Here is an 18746-nt window from a genome sequence, read left to right as displayed (position 1 = left end):
GGGTGGCGCGCCCCTCATCCAGCCGCATCACAGCGTTGCGGCAGTCCCCAGCACCACCGTCGCTTCGCTGGACAACACCCCGCCATTGCCGTGCGCGACGGCCAGGCGGGCATTATCGATCTGCCGTTCGCCGCATTCGCCGCGAAGCTGCCGTGTGGCTTCCACCAGCAGGAACAGGCCGTACATGCCCGGATGCACGCAGGACAGGCCGCCGCCATTGGTGTTGAGCGCCAGCCCGCCGCCCGGCGCGACATGCCCGCCCGACACGAAGCGCCCGCCTTCGCCCTTGGGGCAGAAGCCCAGATCCTCCAGGAAAAGGATGGGCGTGATGGTGAAGGCATCGTAGAGCATCGCCACGTCGATGTCCGCGGGCCTGACCCCGGCCTGCGCGAAGGCCTGCGGACCCGAAATCGCCGCGCCCGTCACGGTCAGGTCGGGCATGGAACTGATTTCGCGATGGGTGACGGCATGGGCCGCGCCCAGCACATGGATGGGCGCCTTTGCGCAATCCTTCGCCCGGTCTGCGCGCACCATCACCACCGCCGCCGCGCCGTCATTGAACAGGCAGCAGTCTCGCACCGTCAGCGGATCGGACACCATCCGCGCCTTCAGCACATCCTCGACGCTCAGCGGATCGCGCACCGCCGCCTCCGGATTCAGTTGCGCCCATTGCCGCGCAGCGACCGCCACTTCGGCCAGTTGCTCGCGCGTGGTGCCATAAAGATGCATGTGCCGGCTCGCCGCCAGCGCATAGGAGGAGAGGGGCGCCAGCGGCTTGTAGGGCGCTTCCCACGGACTCTGGCGAGTCATGCCGACGCCGGGCGGCGGGTTGCTCGCCGGGTTGGAACCATAGGCGATCAGCGCGCAGTCGATAAGTCCCGCCTCCAGCGCCAGCGCCGCCTGCTGCACATACACTTCGAAAGCGGAGCCGCCTGTGCGGTTGCAGTCCGTGACTTTCGGCGTCAGGCCCAGATATTCGGCCAGTTCCATGCCGCCCAGCGCCTCATAGGGCGCGGAGGTATAGAGGGCGTCCACTTCCGACATGGCAATGCCCGCATCGGCCAGGGCCAGCAGCGCGGCCTTCGCCGCCATGTCCACGGCGGACACGCCGGGACATTGGCCGATACCATAGGTCGAAGCGCCCACAATGGCGGCCCGGCCGCGTGGAAATCCGTTGATCATGCTCATGCGGGCACGAAGACGAGCAAAGGCTTGTCCCCCTCGATAATGATGCTGGCCCTGACGGCCATGCCGATCTGAACGACATCGACAGGCACGCCATCGACGCGGCTCATCAGCCGCGGCCCTTCCGCCAGATCGACCAGAACGACATTGTAGCTGTCGGCGGGATCTTTCTTGCGCACGACCGTAACGGCGTGCACCGTGCCCGCGCCGGACGCGCTCACCCATTCCAGATCTTCCGCGCCCGTGCCCGGCTCGGCGACGCGGGGATAAAAGACATGGCCGCCGGTCGATCGGCTACGCTGGATCATGAAACGCCCCTCGGCCAGGTGCGCGCGCCATTCCGCTTCGGGTTGGAGCATATGCGTCATTCGCCCTTGAACACCGGCTTGCGCTTTTCGCGGAAAGCGCGCAGCCCTTCCTCATGGTCTTCGGTGCGGCTCATCAGGGGCTGGATCGCGGCTTCCAGTTCCAGATATTGTTCGAAACCGTTGTTCCAGCTCAGTTCGAACTGGCGCTTGGCCATGCCCATGGCGATACCGGGGCCGGACGCGAAGCTCTCCGCCAGTTCCATCGCCCGGTCCATCAGCGCCTCCTGGGCGACCTTTTCATAGGCGATGCCCATGGACACGGCTTCGTCGGCCCGGATGATGCGGCCGGAATAGACCAGTTCCTTGGCCTTCTGCACGCCCAGCAATTGACGCAGGTGCCAGACGAGGCCGCCGTCGGGCGCCAGCGCGATATTGCGGAAAATCGCCGCGAAACGGGCCTGCTCGCCAGCGAGCACGATGTCGCAGGCCAACGCATAGGAAAAGCCGACGCCCACGCATATGCCCGGCACCGCCGCGATCGTCGGCTTCTTGAGCGAATAAATGGCCTTGGCGATGCGATTGAGCGTGTACATCCGGTCCATCGATCCGGTCACGCCGCCCTTGCCCATGCCAGTCACGTCCATGCCGGAGCAGAAATCGCCGCCCGCGCCGGTCAGGACCACGGCGCGGACATCATGGTCCATCGCGATATCCTCGAACGCGCCATATAGCTGACCGCGCATCTCCTGCGTGATGGCGTTTTTGGTTTGCGGACGGTCAAGCGTCACGATCGCGACCGGACCCTGTTTTTCGACGGTAATGGTCATTGGAAGCGCTCCATGCTTCGGAATCGAACCAGCTTTGTGGACCGGCACGGCCGGGGTCAAGAATGCCGTGCAGCTTCATCAAAGACGTGATGAGACGGACGCTTTTATGGCAAGCCGTCCCGCCAGCTCCTATCTGCGGCATAGCTTCTGACGGGAGATTTTCGGGGCATGAAGGACGCAGCCATCGTCGCCACCGCGCGCACGCCGATCGGCAAAGCGCATCGGGGCGCGCTCAACAACATCCATGGCGCAACGCTGGCCGCGCATTCGATCCGCGCAGCCGTGGAGCGCGCCGGGATCGATCCGGCTGAGATTGACGATGTTTTCCTGGGTTCGGCACGGTGCGAAGGCGCGGTCGGATCGAACATCGCGCGACAGGCCGCGCTGCGCGCGGGCTTGCCGATCAGCGTGTGCGGCATGACGCTCGACCGCAAATGCTCCTCCGGACTCCAGACCATCGCCATCGCCGCGCAGCGCATCCGCAGCGGGGAAGGGGGGGTATATGTGGCTGGCGGCGTGGAAACGGTCAGCCTGGTCGACCCGCACCGCAACAGCTTCCGCACCAGGGATGAATGGCTGCTGGAACATAAGCCCGAAATCTACATGGCGATGAACCTGACCGGCGACAATGTCGCCCGCCGCTATGGCATCAGCCGGGAAGCGCAGGACGAATTCGCCGTGACGAGCCAGGCACGCACTGCAACGGCGCAGGAAAATGGCTGGTTCGATGACGAGATCGTGCCGATCGCGGCCACGAAAAATGTCGTGGACAAGGCGCTGGCCGTAACGGGTCAGGAACAGGTCACGCTGACCAGGGATGAATGCAACCGCCCCGGCACGGACATGGAAAATCTTGCCCGGCTGAAGCCCTTGTTCGAAGGCGGTTCCGTGACGGCGGGCAATTGCAGCCAGTTGTCCGACGGGTCCAGCGCCTGCGTCATCATGGACGCGGACGAGGCGGCGCGGCGCGGACTGCCGATCCTGGGCCTTTACAAGGGGATGCAGGTGGCAGGCTGCGAACCGGATGAGATGGGCATCGGGCCGGTCTTCGCGGTTCCGAAACTGCTCGACCGGCTGGGGCTTTCAGTGCCGGACATCGACATCTGGGAACTGAACGAGGCTTATGCCAGCCAGGCGCTTTATTGCATCGACCGGCTGGGCATCGATCCGGCCAGGGTCAATGTCGATGGCGGCGCCATCTCTATCGGGCATCCGTTCGGCATGACCGGATCGCGCATGACCGGCCATGCCCTGCTGGCGGGCAAGCGGCTGGGCGCGAAGAACGCCGTCATCACCATGTGCATCGGCGGCGGCATGGGGGCCGCCGCGCTGTTCGAGATCGTCTGACATATGGCGGCAGGCGGGCGAAGCTGCCCGCTTGCCGCCTTCCCGAACAGGCAAGGGGCGTTTCAGCCGCCCTTCGACACCGGGATCAGCGCGCCGCTGATGGCGCGCGCAGCCGGTGAGGCAAGGAACCGGATCACGTCGGCGATGGCCGCCGGTTGCACCCATTGGCTGAAATCGGCATCGGGCATGTCGGCGCGATTGGTCGGCGTGTCGATGATGCTGGGCAGGATCGCGTTCACGGTGATGTCCTTGCCCGCGAGTTCGGCCGCCAGACTTTCGGTCAATTTGTGCACGGCCATTTTCGACGCGGCATAGCCGCCCATGCCCGCCGCCGCGACCACGGCGCCGCCAGCGCCGATGTTGATGATACGCGCCTGCGCCGCCTTCTCCAGTTCCGGCAGCGCTGCCTTGGTCATGTTGACGCAAGTGGTCGCATTCATCGCGAACATGCGGCTCCAGGTCGCGCTGCCTCCATCGGCCAGCGTTTCCCATATGAAGCCCCCCGCGACATTGACCAGTATATCGATCGACCCCAGCGCCTTCACGATGTCGGCCACCACCTTCTGCGCCGCGGAGAAGTCGGTCAGATCGACGCCGCCGATATCGAGGCATCCCGGCGGACTCTCCGCCGGAGCAGGCGCGTAATCGACTCGCGCCACCCTGTCCCCCGCAGCGGCGAAGGCAGAGGCGACGGCGCCGCCCAATATCCCGAAAGCCCCGGTGACAATGACGGTCCGTGCGGTCATGCAATATCCTCTAGTCAAATGTCTAACTTGTCGATCCATATCGTCGATAGGCAGGGGGGCTAATCAGCCCACATTCGCCTTGCGGACCAGCGGCCGGATATAGGACACATCGCCCTTGTCGCGCCGGTTGGGACCGGTGCTGAAAATGCGGGCCTTCCATTCCTCCGGAATTTCGGCCGCCGTCAGCGTCGTGGTCATTTCGTTGACGCAGACCCTGTCGGCAATGCGCCACTCGCCGTTCCGCTTTTCGAAACGGTCCACATAGCGGCCAAAGCTGAGCTGCGGCGGCGCGCCCTTATTTTCGCCCCAGAAAGTATAATAGGTTTCGCCATGCGCGGTATCGCCGTCGATCTCCACCACATGGTTGCTGATCGCGTGATGATGTTTGGTCTGGAATTCGCCATGCCAGCCGATCGCCCAGTCGACGAAGTCGGCGGCATAGCCTTCCGCGACGCCATGATCGTCGAAAGCATCCGGCCAATAGGCTGACAGCATCAATTCCCGGTCATGCCGGTCGACGCCCCGCGTATAGCGCAACAGACAGTCGTGGATGGCGGTGCGATCCTTCATCTCCTGCAGGAAGACAATGAGATCAGGCGTAATTTCAGTCATGGCAATTCCTCTGCGCTATCGATGCGTGGGCGGGCGAAACAGTCGATCCGCTTCGTCCGCCCTGGTCCGTCAGGCCATTTCCAGGCTCTTTTCCGGCGCTTCCTTGCTGCCGCGCACAAGGCGGCCGGGCAGGGCGCCGGTGGAACGGCCATTGCGATAGGTGACCACGCCGTTGACGATCGTCGCGTCATAACCGTCCGCGCGCTGTTGCAGGCGACGGCCGCCCGTCGGCAGATTGTAGACGACATGCGGCGCGTAAAGATGCAGCCTTTCCAGGTCGATGACGTTGAGGTCCGCCTTGTAGCCCGGCCTGATCAGGCCGCGATCGTGCAGGCCCACGGCATAGGCGGGCTCATAGGTCAGCTTGCGGACGGCATAGGGCAGGTCGACCTTCTTGTCGCCCTTCGCATCGCGCACCCAATAGGTCAGGAAATAGGTGGTGTAGGCGGCATCGCAGATCATGCTGTAATGCGCCCCGCCATCCCCCAGCGCGGGGAAGGTCCGGTCGTTCTTCACCAGATTCCGCCCGGAACTTTCGAACTTTTCGCCTTCCGAATTGCCAAGCGGGCGATAAAGCACCTCGCGCCCGTCACGCTGGAGCAGCGCGTCGTAGATCAGTTCCTTGGGGTCGACGCCCATGGCGCGAGCGCGGGCGCCGATGCTCTCGTCGCTGCGCGGGTTGTAGTTCGGCGGATTGCCGAGCACGAACATCGCGTCGAGATCGGAGATGACATAGACGAAGAATGCCTGCGGATCGTCGGGTTCCTCCGCGATCAGCTTCTTGCGGAATTCCGGATCGCGCATCCGCTCCACCTTTTCTTCCAGCGAAAGATGGTCGATCGCGCGGAAACTGGGGCTGAAGGAGAAGGGATGCATGGACAGTTCCAGACCAAGCAGGGCGCCGGTCGGACGCGGAATGATCTGGCCGCGCACTTCCAATCCCGCATTCTTGGACGCCTCCAGCCGGGCGACCATTTCCTGCCAGTCCCCTTCGCCCTTGGGCGTCTGCATGAAGGTGAAGGAAACCGGGCGGCCCGATGTCCGTGCGATGTCGTCCAGCAGGTCCATGCGTTCGGCCGCCGTCACGTCATAGCTGGGCACCATCTGGAACACGCCCTTGCCGGCGTCGCGCAGGCCCTGGGCCAGCGCCAGCACTTCCTGATCCTCGCTCTTGACCGAGGGGGCAGGGCGCCCGTCGCGAAACTGGTGCGCATAGCTGCGGGACGTGGTGACGCCCAGCGCGCCCGCCTGGATCGCCTCGGCGGTCAGGCGGCGCATTTCCGCCAGATCCTCTTGCGTCGGCGGCTCCAGATTGGCGCCGCGCTCCCCCATCACATAGACGCGCAAGGGACTGTGCGGCAACTGCGCGGCGAAATCGATGTCGCTTTCCCGCTTTTCCAGCGCATCCAGATATTCCGGAAAGGTTTCCCAGTTGAACGGCACGCCTTCCGCCATGACGACTTCGGGAATGTCCTCGACACCTTCCATCAGCTTGATCATCAGCTTGCGATGTTCGGGGCGAGAGGGCGCGAAGCCGACGCCGCAATTGCCCATGACCACCGTCGTCACGCCATGGTCGGACGAGGGCGCCAGCTTGTTTTCCCAGGTGATCTGCCCGTCATAATGGGTATGCACGTCGACAAAGCCTGGCGTCACGATGCGCCCCGCCGCGTCGATTTCTTCCTTCGCACTGTCCCCCACGTCGCCGACGGCGGCGATCACCCCGTCCTTGACGGCGACATCGGCGACGAACGGCTCTCCGCCGCTGCCATCATATATACAGCCTCCCCGGATGATGAGGTCATAGTCGGGCATAGCGCTTCCTCTCAACTTGGCTTCTGGCCGGTGCATCTGACGGATCAGTGCGATCGCAACGCCTGCATCGGGCGGCGGCTGCATCCTGTCACTTGCCGGAACGTGACCCATGGCAGGCCGCGTGCCAAGCGGGCTTGGCCCCAGCCATGCTACATTTCAGATAAGCGATGCTTCACGCTTTTCCATGCCATCTCCAGCGATGCGCCCAGCCGCCGTCCGGTGGCGGTACCGCCCATGTGATGGCACCGCCCATGTGATGGCACTGGCGCGATGATTGACCGGGATCAGGGGCGCTGCCAGTCAATTCTCAAAACCATAGCGAGAGAGGCCCTGCCGTGACGGAAAAGGCGCAGATAGTTCACGATGCGGGCCATGCCGGAACGCAGAACAGCGACCATGGCTGGCAGGGCGCGGTAGAGGAATGGCGGTCGAACTGGCGGGTCGGGGTCGCCGCGTTCATGGCCATCGGCTTGTCCCACGGCGCCTATCAGGCGCTTTCCAGCCTGTTTGTCCTGCCATTACAGGAGGCGTTCGGCTGGTCACGCGGCCAGATCGCCTTCGCCCATTATTCATCGCTGGTCGTCGCCTTCGCCGCGCCCTTCGTCGGCCGCGCGGTCGACCGGTTTGGCGCGCGCCGCATCATGCTTGGTGGCATGACCCTGTCGATCCTGATCTATCTGGGTCTGGCGTCGATGAATGGCTCCCTGGCGCTCTTCTACATGCTCAGCGTCCTTGCGGGAGTCATCGGCCTGTCCGCCAGCGGCCTTACCTGTTCGCGGGTCGTCAGCCAATATTTTGTCCGTTCACGCGGCATCTCGCTCGCGATTGCGCGCAGCGGTCTGGCGCTCGCCAGCGCGGCGTTGCCGACAATCCTTTTTGCCATCATCGCGCGGTTCGGCTGGCGCGCCGGCTATGCGACGGAAGCGCTGCTGGTGCTGGCGATCGCGCTGCCCGCCGTGTGGTTCTGGATCGGCGGCTCGCGGACGCCCAGCGCGGTGGAACAGCAGCGCCCGGACCCCGATCTGCCGACATGGCTGCAACTGCTGCGGGAACGGCGGGTGTGGCTGCTGTGCGTTGGCGCCGGTCTGGGCTATGCACCGGCTACCGCCATCATGACGCAGCTTCAGCCGCTGCTGATCAGCAAAGGCATAGCGGCCGAAGCGGCAGCCGCGCTGGTGGGCATGGCGGGCATTGCGAGTTTCGTGGGCGCGCTCATCACCGGCAGTCTGGTCGATCGCTTCTGGGCGCCGGGCATCGCCTTTCTGTTCGCCTGCGGTTCGGCGGCCGGAACCTGCCTGCTCGTCTGGCAGGGCGCGCTGGATGGCCCGATGGCAGGCCTTGCCATCCTGTTGATTGGCCTCGGTCTGGGCGCGGAAATCGACGTGGTTGCTTATATGGTGGCGCGCTATTTCGGCATTCGGTCCTTCTCGACCATCTATGGCATGACCGTCTTCTTCATCGCCTTTGCCAGCGCGGTCGGGGCGTCCATGCTGGGCGTCGCCTTCGACCGGCACGGCAATTATGACGCCGCCTTGCTGGTGATTGCCGCCAGCTTCATGGCGGCGGGCTGCGTTTACCTGATGATGGGCCGCTATCCCCGGCACAAGGATTGAACAGCCATCCGGCGCATCCGATAGTTAGGCCCCTAAAGGACTTTTCGTTCAATGAAGGGACCGCGCGCCCTATGCTCTGTCCAACATCATGACGGAGGAAGGGATGACAGAGATCACCGAGGCGAAGGCTCAGGAACCGGAAGAACGGCGGCTGAAGACTGCGGCCGATCATATATTCGACCCGCTCGATCCAGAGACTGTTCGTAATCCCGGCCCCGCCTATTCGGCGCTTGCCGGCCAATGTCCCTTCTACCACTATAAGGGCGATGAATATCAATTCTATATCACCAGCGATTACAAGGAAATTCGCGACAAGATATTGTCCGACAATCCCACATGGTCGTTCAAATGGGGCGATGCCCCCATGGATTGGGAGACGTTCAGCGATTTCGGCATATTGACCGATCCGCCTTTCCACCTCGAATATATCGCGGCCTTGCGCAAGGGGATGACCCCCGCCCGCATGCGCTATTATCTGCCGGAAGTAGAGGCGATTGCGGAAGACCTCGTCTCCGGACTCGAAAATCGCACCGACAAGCAGGGCAATTTCCACGACCTCTTCTGCCTGCCGCTACCTGCCCGGACCATGTGCTTCATGCTGGGCGCGGACCAGGCGCTATATGCGGATTACAAACGCTGGGCGGATGAATTGCAGTCATTGCTGTTCAACGACAAGAATCCCAGCGCGGAACAGACGCTGATCGCGGAAATCCAGCCGCATTTCATGGGCCTGATCGAAGCGCGAAAGCAAATGTTGCGCGATGCCGGGATCGATGAACCCACCCATGAACATTGGGGCACCGTGCTGCCGTTCGACTATATCTCGCTCGGCCTCGTCAGCCGTGTCGAAGGACGTCGCTTCAACGACATGGAATTGTTCCAGATCTGCACGGCACTGCTGACCGGCGGACAGGAAACGACCACCAGCCTGCTGACCAACGTCATATGGCGCCTGCTGGAAGTCCCCGAACGCTGGGAACGGCTGAAAGCGGAACCGCATCTGGTGGAAAATGTGATCGAGGAAAGCCTGCGCTTCGACCCGCCGATCAACTCCCATTTCCGCACCAGCCTGTGCCCGGTGAAGATGCACGGCGCGGAACTGCCCGAACGCAGCAAGCTCATGTTCTCCATGATGGGGGCCAATCGCGATCCGGACATCTTCCCCGATGCCGACAGCTTCATCATGGATCGTCCGCTCAATCAGGTGAAGCGCCATCTGTCCTTCGGCTATGGCGTGCATTTCTGCCTGGGCGCGCCGATCGCGCGGCTGGAGGCGCAGGTGGGCCTGCGCAAACTGGTCGAACGTCTGCCCAATCTGCGCCTGACCGGGCCGACCGAACGGATCAACAGTTGGATCTATTGGGGACAGCGCGAACTGCCGGTCGCCTGGGGCTAAAGCAGCTCTCCCGCCCCATGCGCATATCTCATGGGGCGGGTCATCAGGCGACGGCTTCCGCGCCGGTTGGCGCTACGGATGGTTCCGCCTCACCCTCCACCTGCCGGGGATAACGGCCCATCAGCAGGTAGAGCAGAATGGACGCCACCAGCCCGCCAATCACCACGATCAAGGCGACCTGATAATTGCCGAAACGATCGTACAGGAAACCGATGCCGACCTGCCCCGCCACGGCCATCAGCGTCATGACGGTGATGGTGCTGCCATAAATGGCGGAATAATGGCGCATGCCGAAATAGCGCGCGGCCATATAGGCGACGATGTCGATCTCCGCGCCCTGCGCCGCGCCGATCAGCATTGCCGCGATCAGCGCCATGGGAAATGTCAGGCTCCCCTGCAACATCAGGATGCAGCCCAATATCGGCCCCAGGCTGAACAGGCATGCCACCGCGGGCGCCCAGACCCGGTCGATCAGCGTTCCCGAAACCAAAGTGCCGATCAGCACCGATCCCGCCAGCACCCCCGTCAACATGGCCGCATCGGCCGGGGCAATGTCGAGCGCGGTCAGGAGCGGCTGAAACTGGCTAAGCAGGGTCGACAACGGAGCATAGCCGAAGCCCGCGCACAGGCAGAGAAGCAGCACGCGCGGTTCGCGCCGCAGCAGCGCGACATAGCTTTCCCCGTCCCCCGCCCGCTGGAGGGGCTTTTCCGACGCGACCGATCGCGGCGTGTCGCGGATGCCGATCCAGCAGACCGGCAGGCCCACCAGAAGCACGATGCCCGCCAGCAGATAAAATCCCGCCTGCCATCCCTCACTCGCGACCAGGGCATGCAGCGTGGCGGGCAGGAATATGCCCAGGATCGAAATGCCGACCCGCGTGCATGCCAGTGCGAGGCCGCGCGACTTGACGAAGCGCGCCGCCACGACACGGGTGAAGGCAAGGCCGGTGGTGAAGATGCCGATGACCTGCAAGGCAAGGTAGGTCGCATAAAATTGCACCAGCGACCCGCCAAGCTGCGTCATCGCCAGATAAACCAGACCCGTCAGCGCCATCGCCGCCAGCAACGGACGGCGCACGCCATGGCGATCGAGCAGCGCCCCCGCAAAGGGTGAGAGGATCGCGCTCAGGATCATACCGTTATGGGCGGCGGCGATTTCCCCGCGCGACCATCCGAAACTTTCCTGCCAGGGTTGAATGAAGATGCTGGCGTTGAATTGCAGCATGGAAAAGCCGGTCGCGACCCCCAGGGAGGAGGCCGCCAGGGTCCGCCAATGTCTTTTCCATTCCTGAGCAGCGGTCGTCATGACATTATCCCGCAAAAGGGGACACGCGACATCCCGAAGAGATGCCGCGTGCCGGTGGATCACGTCAGAAGCTGGTGCCCAGTTCGACCCCGTAGCTTCTGGGGGGCGAGAGGACCGCATTGGCCCCCGGCGAGGTGAATACCGGATAAGCCGTGTCGAAGAGATTCTTCGCGAACAGCGCCAGCCGCCACTTCGCCGGTCCCACTTCGACATTCTGCAATGCGATGCGCGCATTGGCCACGTCGCGGCGAATGTCGTAGGCGAAGGCGCCGAAAGCCACCCGGCCCGTGCCCGGCGTGTCGCTGGCCATGGCATAATCGGCATGGAAGGCCAGATCGCCGATGCCGACCGGCACGCTATAGTCGATCGCCAGCGTGACCGCATGTTCGGGCAGGCTCTGGATGCGCAATTCGGCGTTGGGATCGATGATGAAATAGCTGCCGGGGCGCTTGCCGTGCAAATAGGCGTAGGTCGCTGAAACCTGCAACCCGCGCGTGGGGGCCGCGACGATCTCCAATTCTCCACCGCGAATGCGCGTCACGCCCGATGCGTTCAGCGTATCGGTGACCGCCGGGTCGCCGGTCGGATCGAGCTGGCTGGTGATCTGGCGGTTGTGGATGCGGTTTTCGAACAACGCTGCGTTGACGCGCACGCGGCGTTCGATGAGGTCGCTCTTCACGCCGATTTCGAAGGACTTGTTCACCTCCGCGCCAAAGGGTTTGAACGAGGGCGATCGCACGGATACGCCGCCCGCACGATAGGCCTGGGCATAGCGGCCATAGACGTTGACGTTGTCGGCCACGTCATAGGCGATGGTGAAGGCCGGATCCCAGCGCTTTTCGCGGAACGGCGCGCCGGTCACGGATGTGGGAGCGCCGTTGAACATCGTGCGGTCGAAGGTCTTCTTGTCGTCCGTATAGCGCAGGCCCGCCGTCAGGTGCAGCCGGTTGCCCGCGAATTCAGGTGACCAGGTCGCCTGGGCAAAACCCGCATAGGATGTGGATTCCGCCGTCTGGGAATTCAGCCCGGCCCCTGCGCTGCCCACCGCGAACGGATTGACGCCCAGTGCCTGGGTAAAGGCGGGGTCCGTATAGACGATGCCCAACAGCGTCTGGCGGGTATCCTGCACCTTTTCATGGAAATAATAGGCGCCCAGGACGAATTCGACCTCAGCCAGGCTACCGACGAGCTGGAATTCCTGGCTTTCCTGCTTCTGTTTGACCTTGTTGTAGGAGGTTACGCCCGAAATCCCCCAGATCGGGGTGGCGGGATCGATCCCCAGACTGGTCCCGCCCAGCCGTGGGAACAGGATGCTCGCGGAACGGGCGGTGGGGAATTTGGTCAGGGTGAACGCGCCGCCAAGCTGGTTTGCGCCTTCTTCCTCTGTCTTGCGGAAGGCGGTGATCGACCGCAGCGTGAGCGCATCGTTCAGTTCCCAACCGGCCTGAAGCGTATGGCCTGACGCTTCAGTGCGGAAGGGGGCGTTGTAGAGCGACGTCCACGCAGTGTCCGTGCGCTCATCGAGCCGGTCCGTCAAAGGCCGCGCCCCCGTCAGCGTGGAGAGCGGCAGGATCGTGCGGCCATTCGGATCGATCAGCGGCGGACGCACCAGCACGACATAATCGCGGGTATCCTTGGTGACGCTATGGTCATAGGCGTAATCCACGGTGATCGCGGATGTCGGCTGCCACCGCACGCTGCCGCGATAGCCTTCCCCGTCGAACGCGCCGAAATCGTCCTGCCGTCCGATCCGGGCGACACGCGGCCCATTCTTTGTCCATCCGCCATGGCTGGAATTGAGATAATCCAGCTTGATCGAAAAACCGGCGATCTCCGGCAGGTTGAGATGCGCTTCATAACGGCGCTGGTCGAAATTGCCGATCGTCACCTTGCCGTCGCCGCCGAATATGCCGGTGGGCTTCTTGGTCACGATGCGGATGGCGCCGCCCTCGGCGTTGCGCCCGAACAGCGTGCCCTGCGGACCGCGCAACACTTCGATCCGCTCCGGATCGACCAGTTCCGCGCCCATGCCCTGGGCGCGTCCCAGATACACGTCGTCAATATAGACTGCGGTGCCGAGTTCCACCGTGCCCTGGCCCGGATCGCTGTTGGTGACGCCGCGCATATCGACGATCAACATGCTCTGGCTGCCCGCGAAAGGCTGCATCACCACGCCCGGCGGCGGCGACTGGAACAGGGCGGTCAGGCCGGTCGCGCCACGGGCTTCCAGCGCCTCGCTTGAATAGGCGCTGACGGCAATCGGCACGTCCTGAAGATTTTCGGCGCGCTTCTGGGCGGTGACGATGATTTCTGCGACACCGTCCTGCGCCAATGCTGGCGAGGCAAGACCCATCAGAAGGCCAGGCAACGATATCCCGGCCAGATATAAATTCCCTCTGAGCATATCTTCTCCCATTCGGCACCCGTCATTTGTAAGATACATGACTTAAGGTGAGACGCCTTTCTTAGAAGGGAGAAGGCAGGCGCGCCAATCCATGCCGAAATGATCGCCTATGCGATTATTGGCTCCAGAAGCGGCGGCGCCGCCTGTGCGGAAATGGCCGGCTTATTTTAGTTGGCGGCAGGTGCGGGACGCAGGCAAATCGCTTCCAGCATGGCGATGCCTTCGGCAAGGAATTCCGCCTCCGGCATCACCGCCAGCCCTTCGGCCACATTCTTGTCGCGTTCGAAAATCATGTCGAAAAAGACGCAAACGCCATGCCGCAGGCGATAGCTGAGCAGTTCCGGCGACACATCGGGCCGCAGCGCGAAGTACAAGGCCATGGCCTCTCCGCTTGCGGGGGTAGAGAAAAGCTGGGCGTTGCGGATTTCAGCCCCCTCTCTCCAGCGTATCGCATGGCGAAAAAACGCGGCGTAGCGATGCACGCCTCGCGCATCGCGAAGTTCGTAATTGGGCAGGACCAGCGCGCCCAGCACCGCTGCGGCATCCCGTTCCCGCCCTTCGGCATGGATCAGGTCCAGCATTTCCCGCCGCCGGGCATCCAGAGCGGGCAGGCGATGCGCCCAGATCGCGCGGACCAGCTTTTCCCGGTCGTTGAAATGATAACTGACGGCCGAATTATTGGCGGCATTGGCCTCCAGCCGGATCTGGCGCAGCGATATATTTTCGATCCCATGCTCGCCGAACAACCTTTCCGCCGCCTCCACTAGGGCCAGCGCCGTGCCCTTGAACGGTTGGGCAGGAAGATCACGCATGATGGAAACCGCTCTTTCGCCATTGCTGCAGGTCGCTCCGCTATCCGCCTTACGCCGCCATAATGCAACGGCTCGCCCATCACGCCCATCACATGGATGATGAAGCGGCCCGAACCTGCCGAAGACGGGCTGGCCGCTTGTAATAAGACATGTTTCTTATATTGCACGATCAAACAGCATAAAATTGAAAAGAAGAGGAGCGCCTGATGCTGGATTCGCTTTTCGGACTGCCGGGCAAAAGCGCCCTGGTGGTCGGTGCCGGCAAAGTACCCCACGCCATTGCCGCGCTGTTCGAAAGGGCAGGGGCGGCGGTCACGCACGCGCCGGAACCCGAACTCACGGAGCAGGGCGTCAAAGCGCTGTTCGACGGCGTGCCTCAACTCGACATATTGGTGAACGGCGCCATTGTGACCGGCCCCTGGCCGCTCGATGACCTGATGATGGACGAATGGGACCGCGTCCACGCGACCAATGTTCGCGGCGCATTTCTGCTCATGCGGCAGGCCGTCAGGACGATGCGGGCGCATGGCCGGGGTGGCCGCCTTATCAACCTGTCGACCATCGGATCGGTCCATCCGGTGCTGCATGGCAATTATGCCTATGGCTCTTCGCGCGCCGGGACGAACGCCCTTACCAGACAGTTCGCGCTGGATTGCGCGGCGGACGGCATAGCGTCCAACGCGATCCTGGTCGGCGCCATCCCTTCCGACCCCTTTCCCGAGGGCTGTCCCATGCCTCCCAAGGGCCCCGGCGTGCGGCCGGAGCGCTTTCCGATGGGCCACGGCACGCCGGATGACGTGGCTCCGGTCGCGCTGCTCCTTGCCTCGGCCGCCGGCCGCTACATCAACGGCCAGACGATCGTCGTCGATGGCGGCTTTCAAATCGCGTGAGGAATGGCGGCATGACCCTGTTCGACGGCTTTTATCAGATGGGCTTCGTCGCCCGCGATCTGGACCGCGCCACGGCGGCGCTGGGGCAGCGTTTCGGGATAACGCACTTCCGCCGGAAGCGCTCCTCGCCGACCATGGATGCGGCCCATGCCTGGGTCGGCGCCATCATGCTGGAACTCATCCAGATCGGCCCCGGCGCACCCGACATATACGAAGCCTATGTGCCCGATGACCCATCCGCGGTTCGCCTGCATCATCACGGCTTTCGCGCAGCCGACGCCGCCGCCTGGGAAAGCATCAACCGGCGCATAGATGCCGTCGGCCTTGCAACCCCGATGCGGGGCGCCGTCATGGATGGCCAGCTCAACTACATCTACGCCGACACCCGCGCCGACACCGGGGTGTACAGCGAATTTGTCTATCTGACCGGGGCAGCGACGTCGATCTACGACGACGTGCCCCATAATTGAAGGGAAAATCGGATGGCCGACACCGATATGGTCGACATCTATGCGCAGCATCAGGCGCTCTACAACCGCGTGCCGGTGCCCAATCATGTGCCGCCCGAACTGGTGGTGGATTTCGACTATCTGCACCCGTCGGGCATTGAGGAAGGCGACGTCTATACCGCGTGGAAGCGATTGCATGATGGCCCCGACATCGTCTGGACACCCTGCAACGGCGGGCATTGGATTCTCACCCGCGGCGAAGACATCAGGTTCGTGCAGGAACATTTCGAGATATTCAGTCATGAGGTGTTCACGATACCGCGCGGGTCGTCACCCGTCCGCATGCCGCCGCTGACTGTCGATCCGCCGCTGCACGCCCGCTATCGCGCCATACTCAACCCCTTCTTCACCCCCAGCCGCGTCGCCCGGATGCGCGAGGATGCGGTGGCGCTGACCCGCGACCTGATCGAACAGATCAGGCCGAAGGGACGATGCGAATTCGTCAATGATTTTGCGCGGGTCATGCCGGTCACGATGTTCCTGGGCATCGTCGACCTGCCGCTCGACCAGCGGGAGCGGTTCGTCGACTGGGGCGTCACCTTCATGACCGCGACGGATTCCAGGGTGAAGCTGGGCGCGCAGGAAAAGGTCGTCGCCTATCTCCGGCAAGTACTCGATGAACGCGCCGCCGATCCCGGCGACGATCTTCTCAGCAAGATTGCCGGCTGGCGGAACAATCCCCGTTTCCAGGGGGACTATGAAGTCATCGGCATGGCCGTTCTGGTCTTTTTCGGCGGTCTCGACACTGTCGCCAACATGTTGTCCTTCATCACCCGCTATCTGGCGCAAAATCCGCAACAACGCCGCCGCCTGATCGATGAACCGGATATCATCCCCAGGGCGACGGAAGAGTTTCTGCGCCGCTTCGGACTGTCGAACACCGGCCGCCTGATCCTGCAAGACTTCCAATATAAGGACGCCCTGTTCAAAAAGGACGAAATGGTCATGGTGCCCATTTCCATGTCCAGCATGGACGACCGGCTTTACGACCGGCCGATGGAGATCGATTTCGACCGCGACCCCGTGCACAACACCTTCGGCAACGGCCCGCACAAATGCGTAGGAAGCCCGCTCGCACGGGCGGAAATTCAGGTCTTTCTAGAGGAATGGCTGAAGGCCCTGCCCGATTTCCGGCTGGACCCGGAACGGCCGCCCGTCACCCATTCGGGATCGGTCAACGGGGTCGATTCCCTGAACCTCGTCTGGAACGTCTGATGGCGACGCTCCCGGCAAATCGGGACGACGATGGCATGTCTGACAATATCCATACCCAATAACATAAAGCCTATGCTGGAAAGAATATGATGTCCGACATGCAGCTTCCGGACTTCGCCATCGACCCCGCCACTTCCAATCCACAACCGCTCTGTCAGGAAATCATCATGTCCGATCCTTCGCCACTTTCCATCTTCGGCCTTGAAGGCAAATCCGCCATCGTCACCGGCGCGGGTTCGGGCATCGGCAAGGCGACCGCCACGCTGTTCACCCAGGTGGGCGCACGCGTTCTCTTCGTCGATGTCGACGAAGGCGCGGTTCGGGAAGCGGCCGAAACATGCCATTCCCCTTACGCCGTCTGCGATATTTCAGATGAAACGCAGGTCACTGCCACATTCGACAAGACGCAGGCGCTGTTCGGCGGCCTGCATGTCCTTGCCAATGTCGCGGCTTACCGGCGCAAGGCGGACACCATGACGATGCCCGCGTCCGAATGGGACATCATGCACGCCGTCACCACGCGCGGCACGTTCCTGATGATGCGCGAGGCGATCAAGATCATGCGCGATCAGGGCAGCGGTGGCTCCATCGTGAACGTGTCGTCGGTCAGCGCCAGCCATCCGACGATCTTCAACAACACCCATTATGATTCCGCCAAGGCAGGCGTCGACGCCATGACCCGCGCCGCCGCCGTCGAGTTCGCCGAACATAAGATCCGCGTCAACTCGATCCAGCCCGGCGGCACGGCAAGCGGCGGCGCGAAAAGGATGGGAAGCGAAATCCAGATGCGCGGCCCCATGACCGTTCCAGGCCGCATCCCGTTGAACCGGATTTCCGATCCGATCGAACAGGCCCGCGCCATCCTGTTCCTCGCCAGCGACGCGGCAAGCTACATCACCGGCCATCATCTGACGGTGGACGGCGGCTATAGCGTGTCCTGAAGGCCAGGGGCATCCTCGCCCTGGGCCATCATCAACGGTCCCGCGGCGCGACTTCCGACAGGCGCCGCAACAGGTCGTGCAACTGCGTCATTTCGGCCAGGGTCAGGCTGTCTTCGAAATGCAGTTGGATGGCCTGCGCAACCGCCATCAACTCCATCAATAGCTGGCGTCCCGTCAGACTGAGGTGGAGCATTTCGTCCGCAGCCACGATCAGGCCCCGCGCAACAAGCTGTTCGATCGCCTCAAGGGGCAGATCGACACCGCCATTCGCAGCCCGGACCAGCAGATCCCTTCGCGTGCATCCATCTCCCAACCCCAGCGAAACGAGCACCGTATATTCGGAAGACCGCAGGCCCCTGCGTCGATATTCCCGCCGCAGTTCCGCGAAGGCGGCATCATAGGCGCGACTTAACATATGGCCGATGAAATAGCGGCCAAACTCTCCATCACGGTCGATTTCATCAGGCCGGATCGCCGGCGGCCTTGCAGCGACCCGGCCATATTTGCCGCCGTGAAACAGGAGCGGCGCGCGTTCGCCGTGGACGAAATCGATCACTTCCCCCACGAATATCGCATGGTCGCCCCCGTCATATTCGAACGTCGGACGGCAGCCGAAGCGTGCCGCGCAGTCCGGTATGATGGGTGCTCCCTCCGGGCCGTCCCGTGGATCAAGTCCGGCAAAGGTAGTGTGCGGGATGTTCTGCAAAATCCATTGAGGATTTGAGCGGCCATGGCAGGCTGGTGATGTTCAAAGTCGCCAACCCCAATGGAGCCCCACCATGACCAGGAATGAGAATAGACCATCGATAGCGGCCGTCAA

At 63.0% G+C, this 18746-nt stretch carries 17 protein-coding genes; 7 read left to right on the top strand and 10 right to left on the bottom strand.

Features of this window, described 5'->3' with window-relative positions:
- Positions 1-27: 27 nt before the first annotated feature.
- From BV95_RS12275 to BV95_RS12265, 3 genes are read right to left on the bottom strand one after another with little or no spacing between them, the layout of a single operon-like run.
- A complete protein-coding gene (locus BV95_RS12275; RefSeq protein WP_037452087.1) occupies positions 28-1188 on the bottom strand; it encodes a thiolase in 1161 nt (386 codons plus the stop codon).
- Positions 1185-1493 carry a Zn-ribbon domain-containing OB-fold protein gene (locus tag BV95_RS12270; RefSeq protein ID WP_234703180.1) on the bottom strand — a complete coding sequence of 103 codons (309 nt, stop codon included), beginning with the start codon at positions 1491-1493 and terminating at the stop codon, positions 1185-1187. Before BV95_RS12270 ends, BV95_RS12275 begins: the two co-directional genes overlap by 4 nt.
- A gap of 56 nt (positions 1494-1549) precedes the next feature.
- A complete protein-coding gene (locus tag BV95_RS12265; protein ID WP_037452084.1) occupies positions 1550-2320 on the bottom strand; it encodes an enoyl-CoA hydratase/isomerase family protein in 771 nt (256 codons plus the stop codon).
- 168 nt (positions 2321-2488) lie between these two features.
- Here BV95_RS12265 and BV95_RS12260 point away from each other — a divergent pair, with 168 nt between their 5' ends.
- A complete protein-coding gene (locus BV95_RS12260) occupies positions 2489-3667 on the top strand; it encodes an acetyl-CoA C-acyltransferase (protein WP_037452081.1) in 1179 nt (392 codons plus the stop codon).
- 62 nt (positions 3668-3729) lie between these two features.
- Here BV95_RS12260 and BV95_RS12255 read toward each other — a convergent pair whose 3' ends face one another.
- From BV95_RS12255 to BV95_RS12245, 3 genes are all read right to left on the bottom strand, one after another.
- Positions 3730-4413 (bottom strand): SDR family NAD(P)-dependent oxidoreductase, encoded by a 684-nt coding sequence (locus BV95_RS12255; RefSeq protein ID WP_037452078.1) that lies wholly within the window; start codon positions 4411-4413, stop codon positions 3730-3732.
- A 63-nt stretch (positions 4414-4476) separates the two neighbouring features.
- Complete coding sequence (locus tag BV95_RS12250) at positions 4477-5025, bottom strand: nuclear transport factor 2 family protein (protein ID WP_037452075.1); 549 nt, start codon at positions 5023-5025, stop codon at positions 4477-4479.
- Between the two features lie 69 nt (positions 5026-5094).
- Positions 5095-6840, bottom strand: coding sequence for an N-acyl-D-amino-acid deacylase family protein (locus tag BV95_RS12245; protein ID WP_037452073.1), 1746 nt, complete (start codon positions 6838-6840; stop codon positions 5095-5097).
- Between the two features lie 335 nt (positions 6841-7175).
- Here BV95_RS12245 and BV95_RS12240 point away from each other — a divergent pair, with 335 nt between their 5' ends.
- Positions 7176-8453: an MFS transporter gene (locus tag BV95_RS12240; RefSeq protein WP_051749755.1), complete on the top strand. Its 1278-nt coding sequence runs from the start codon at positions 7176-7178 to the stop codon at positions 8451-8453.
- A gap of 103 nt (positions 8454-8556) precedes the next feature.
- The gene (locus BV95_RS22755) at positions 8557-9849 is read left to right on the top strand and encodes a cytochrome P450 (RefSeq protein WP_051749754.1); all 1293 of its coding nucleotides are present in this window, start codon (positions 8557-8559) and stop codon (positions 9847-9849) included.
- A 43-nt stretch (positions 9850-9892) separates the two neighbouring features.
- Here BV95_RS22755 and BV95_RS22750 read toward each other — a convergent pair whose 3' ends face one another.
- From BV95_RS22750 to BV95_RS12220, 3 genes are all read right to left on the bottom strand, one after another.
- A complete protein-coding gene (locus BV95_RS22750; protein ID WP_051749753.1) occupies positions 9893-11155 on the bottom strand; it encodes an MFS transporter in 1263 nt (420 codons plus the stop codon).
- 64 nt (positions 11156-11219) lie between these two features.
- Complete coding sequence (locus BV95_RS12225; RefSeq protein WP_037452068.1) at positions 11220-13508, bottom strand: TonB-dependent receptor; 2289 nt, start codon at positions 13506-13508, stop codon at positions 11220-11222.
- Positions 13509-13726: 218 nt separating this feature from the next.
- Positions 13727-14371, bottom strand: a complete 645-nt coding sequence (locus BV95_RS12220; RefSeq protein ID WP_234703179.1) for a TetR/AcrR family transcriptional regulator — start codon at positions 14369-14371, stop codon at positions 13727-13729.
- Positions 14372-14577: 206 nt separating this feature from the next.
- Between BV95_RS12220 and BV95_RS12215 the strand changes: the two genes are divergently transcribed.
- The 4 genes from BV95_RS12215 (at position 14578) to BV95_RS12200 (ending at position 17926) form a co-directional block, all read left to right on the top strand.
- Positions 14578-15261 carry an SDR family NAD(P)-dependent oxidoreductase gene (locus tag BV95_RS12215; protein WP_037452065.1) on the top strand — a complete coding sequence of 228 codons (684 nt, stop codon included), beginning with the start codon at positions 14578-14580 and terminating at the stop codon, positions 15259-15261.
- Between the two features lie 11 nt (positions 15262-15272).
- Positions 15273-15731 carry a VOC family protein gene (locus BV95_RS12210; protein WP_037452062.1) on the top strand — a complete coding sequence of 153 codons (459 nt, stop codon included), beginning with the start codon at positions 15273-15275 and terminating at the stop codon, positions 15729-15731.
- A gap of 12 nt (positions 15732-15743) precedes the next feature.
- Positions 15744-16985: a cytochrome P450 gene (locus tag BV95_RS12205; protein WP_051749752.1), complete on the top strand. Its 1242-nt coding sequence runs from the start codon at positions 15744-15746 to the stop codon at positions 16983-16985.
- Positions 16986-17074: 89 nt separating this feature from the next.
- Complete coding sequence (locus BV95_RS12200) at positions 17075-17926, top strand: SDR family NAD(P)-dependent oxidoreductase (RefSeq protein ID WP_234703178.1); 852 nt, start codon at positions 17075-17077, stop codon at positions 17924-17926.
- A gap of 31 nt (positions 17927-17957) precedes the next feature.
- Here the strand turns inward: BV95_RS12200 and BV95_RS22745 are convergent, their stop codons facing one another.
- The gene (locus BV95_RS22745; protein ID WP_051749751.1) at positions 17958-18632 is read right to left on the bottom strand and encodes a flavin reductase; all 675 of its coding nucleotides are present in this window, start codon (positions 18630-18632) and stop codon (positions 17958-17960) included.
- Positions 18633-18746: the final 114 nt, after the last annotated feature.

This window comes from Sphingobium chlorophenolicum (assembly GCF_000722875.1).
Taxonomy (GTDB): domain Bacteria; phylum Pseudomonadota; class Alphaproteobacteria; order Sphingomonadales; family Sphingomonadaceae; genus Sphingobium; species Sphingobium chlorophenolicum.
This window is presented reverse-complemented; position numbering and strand designations above follow the sequence as displayed.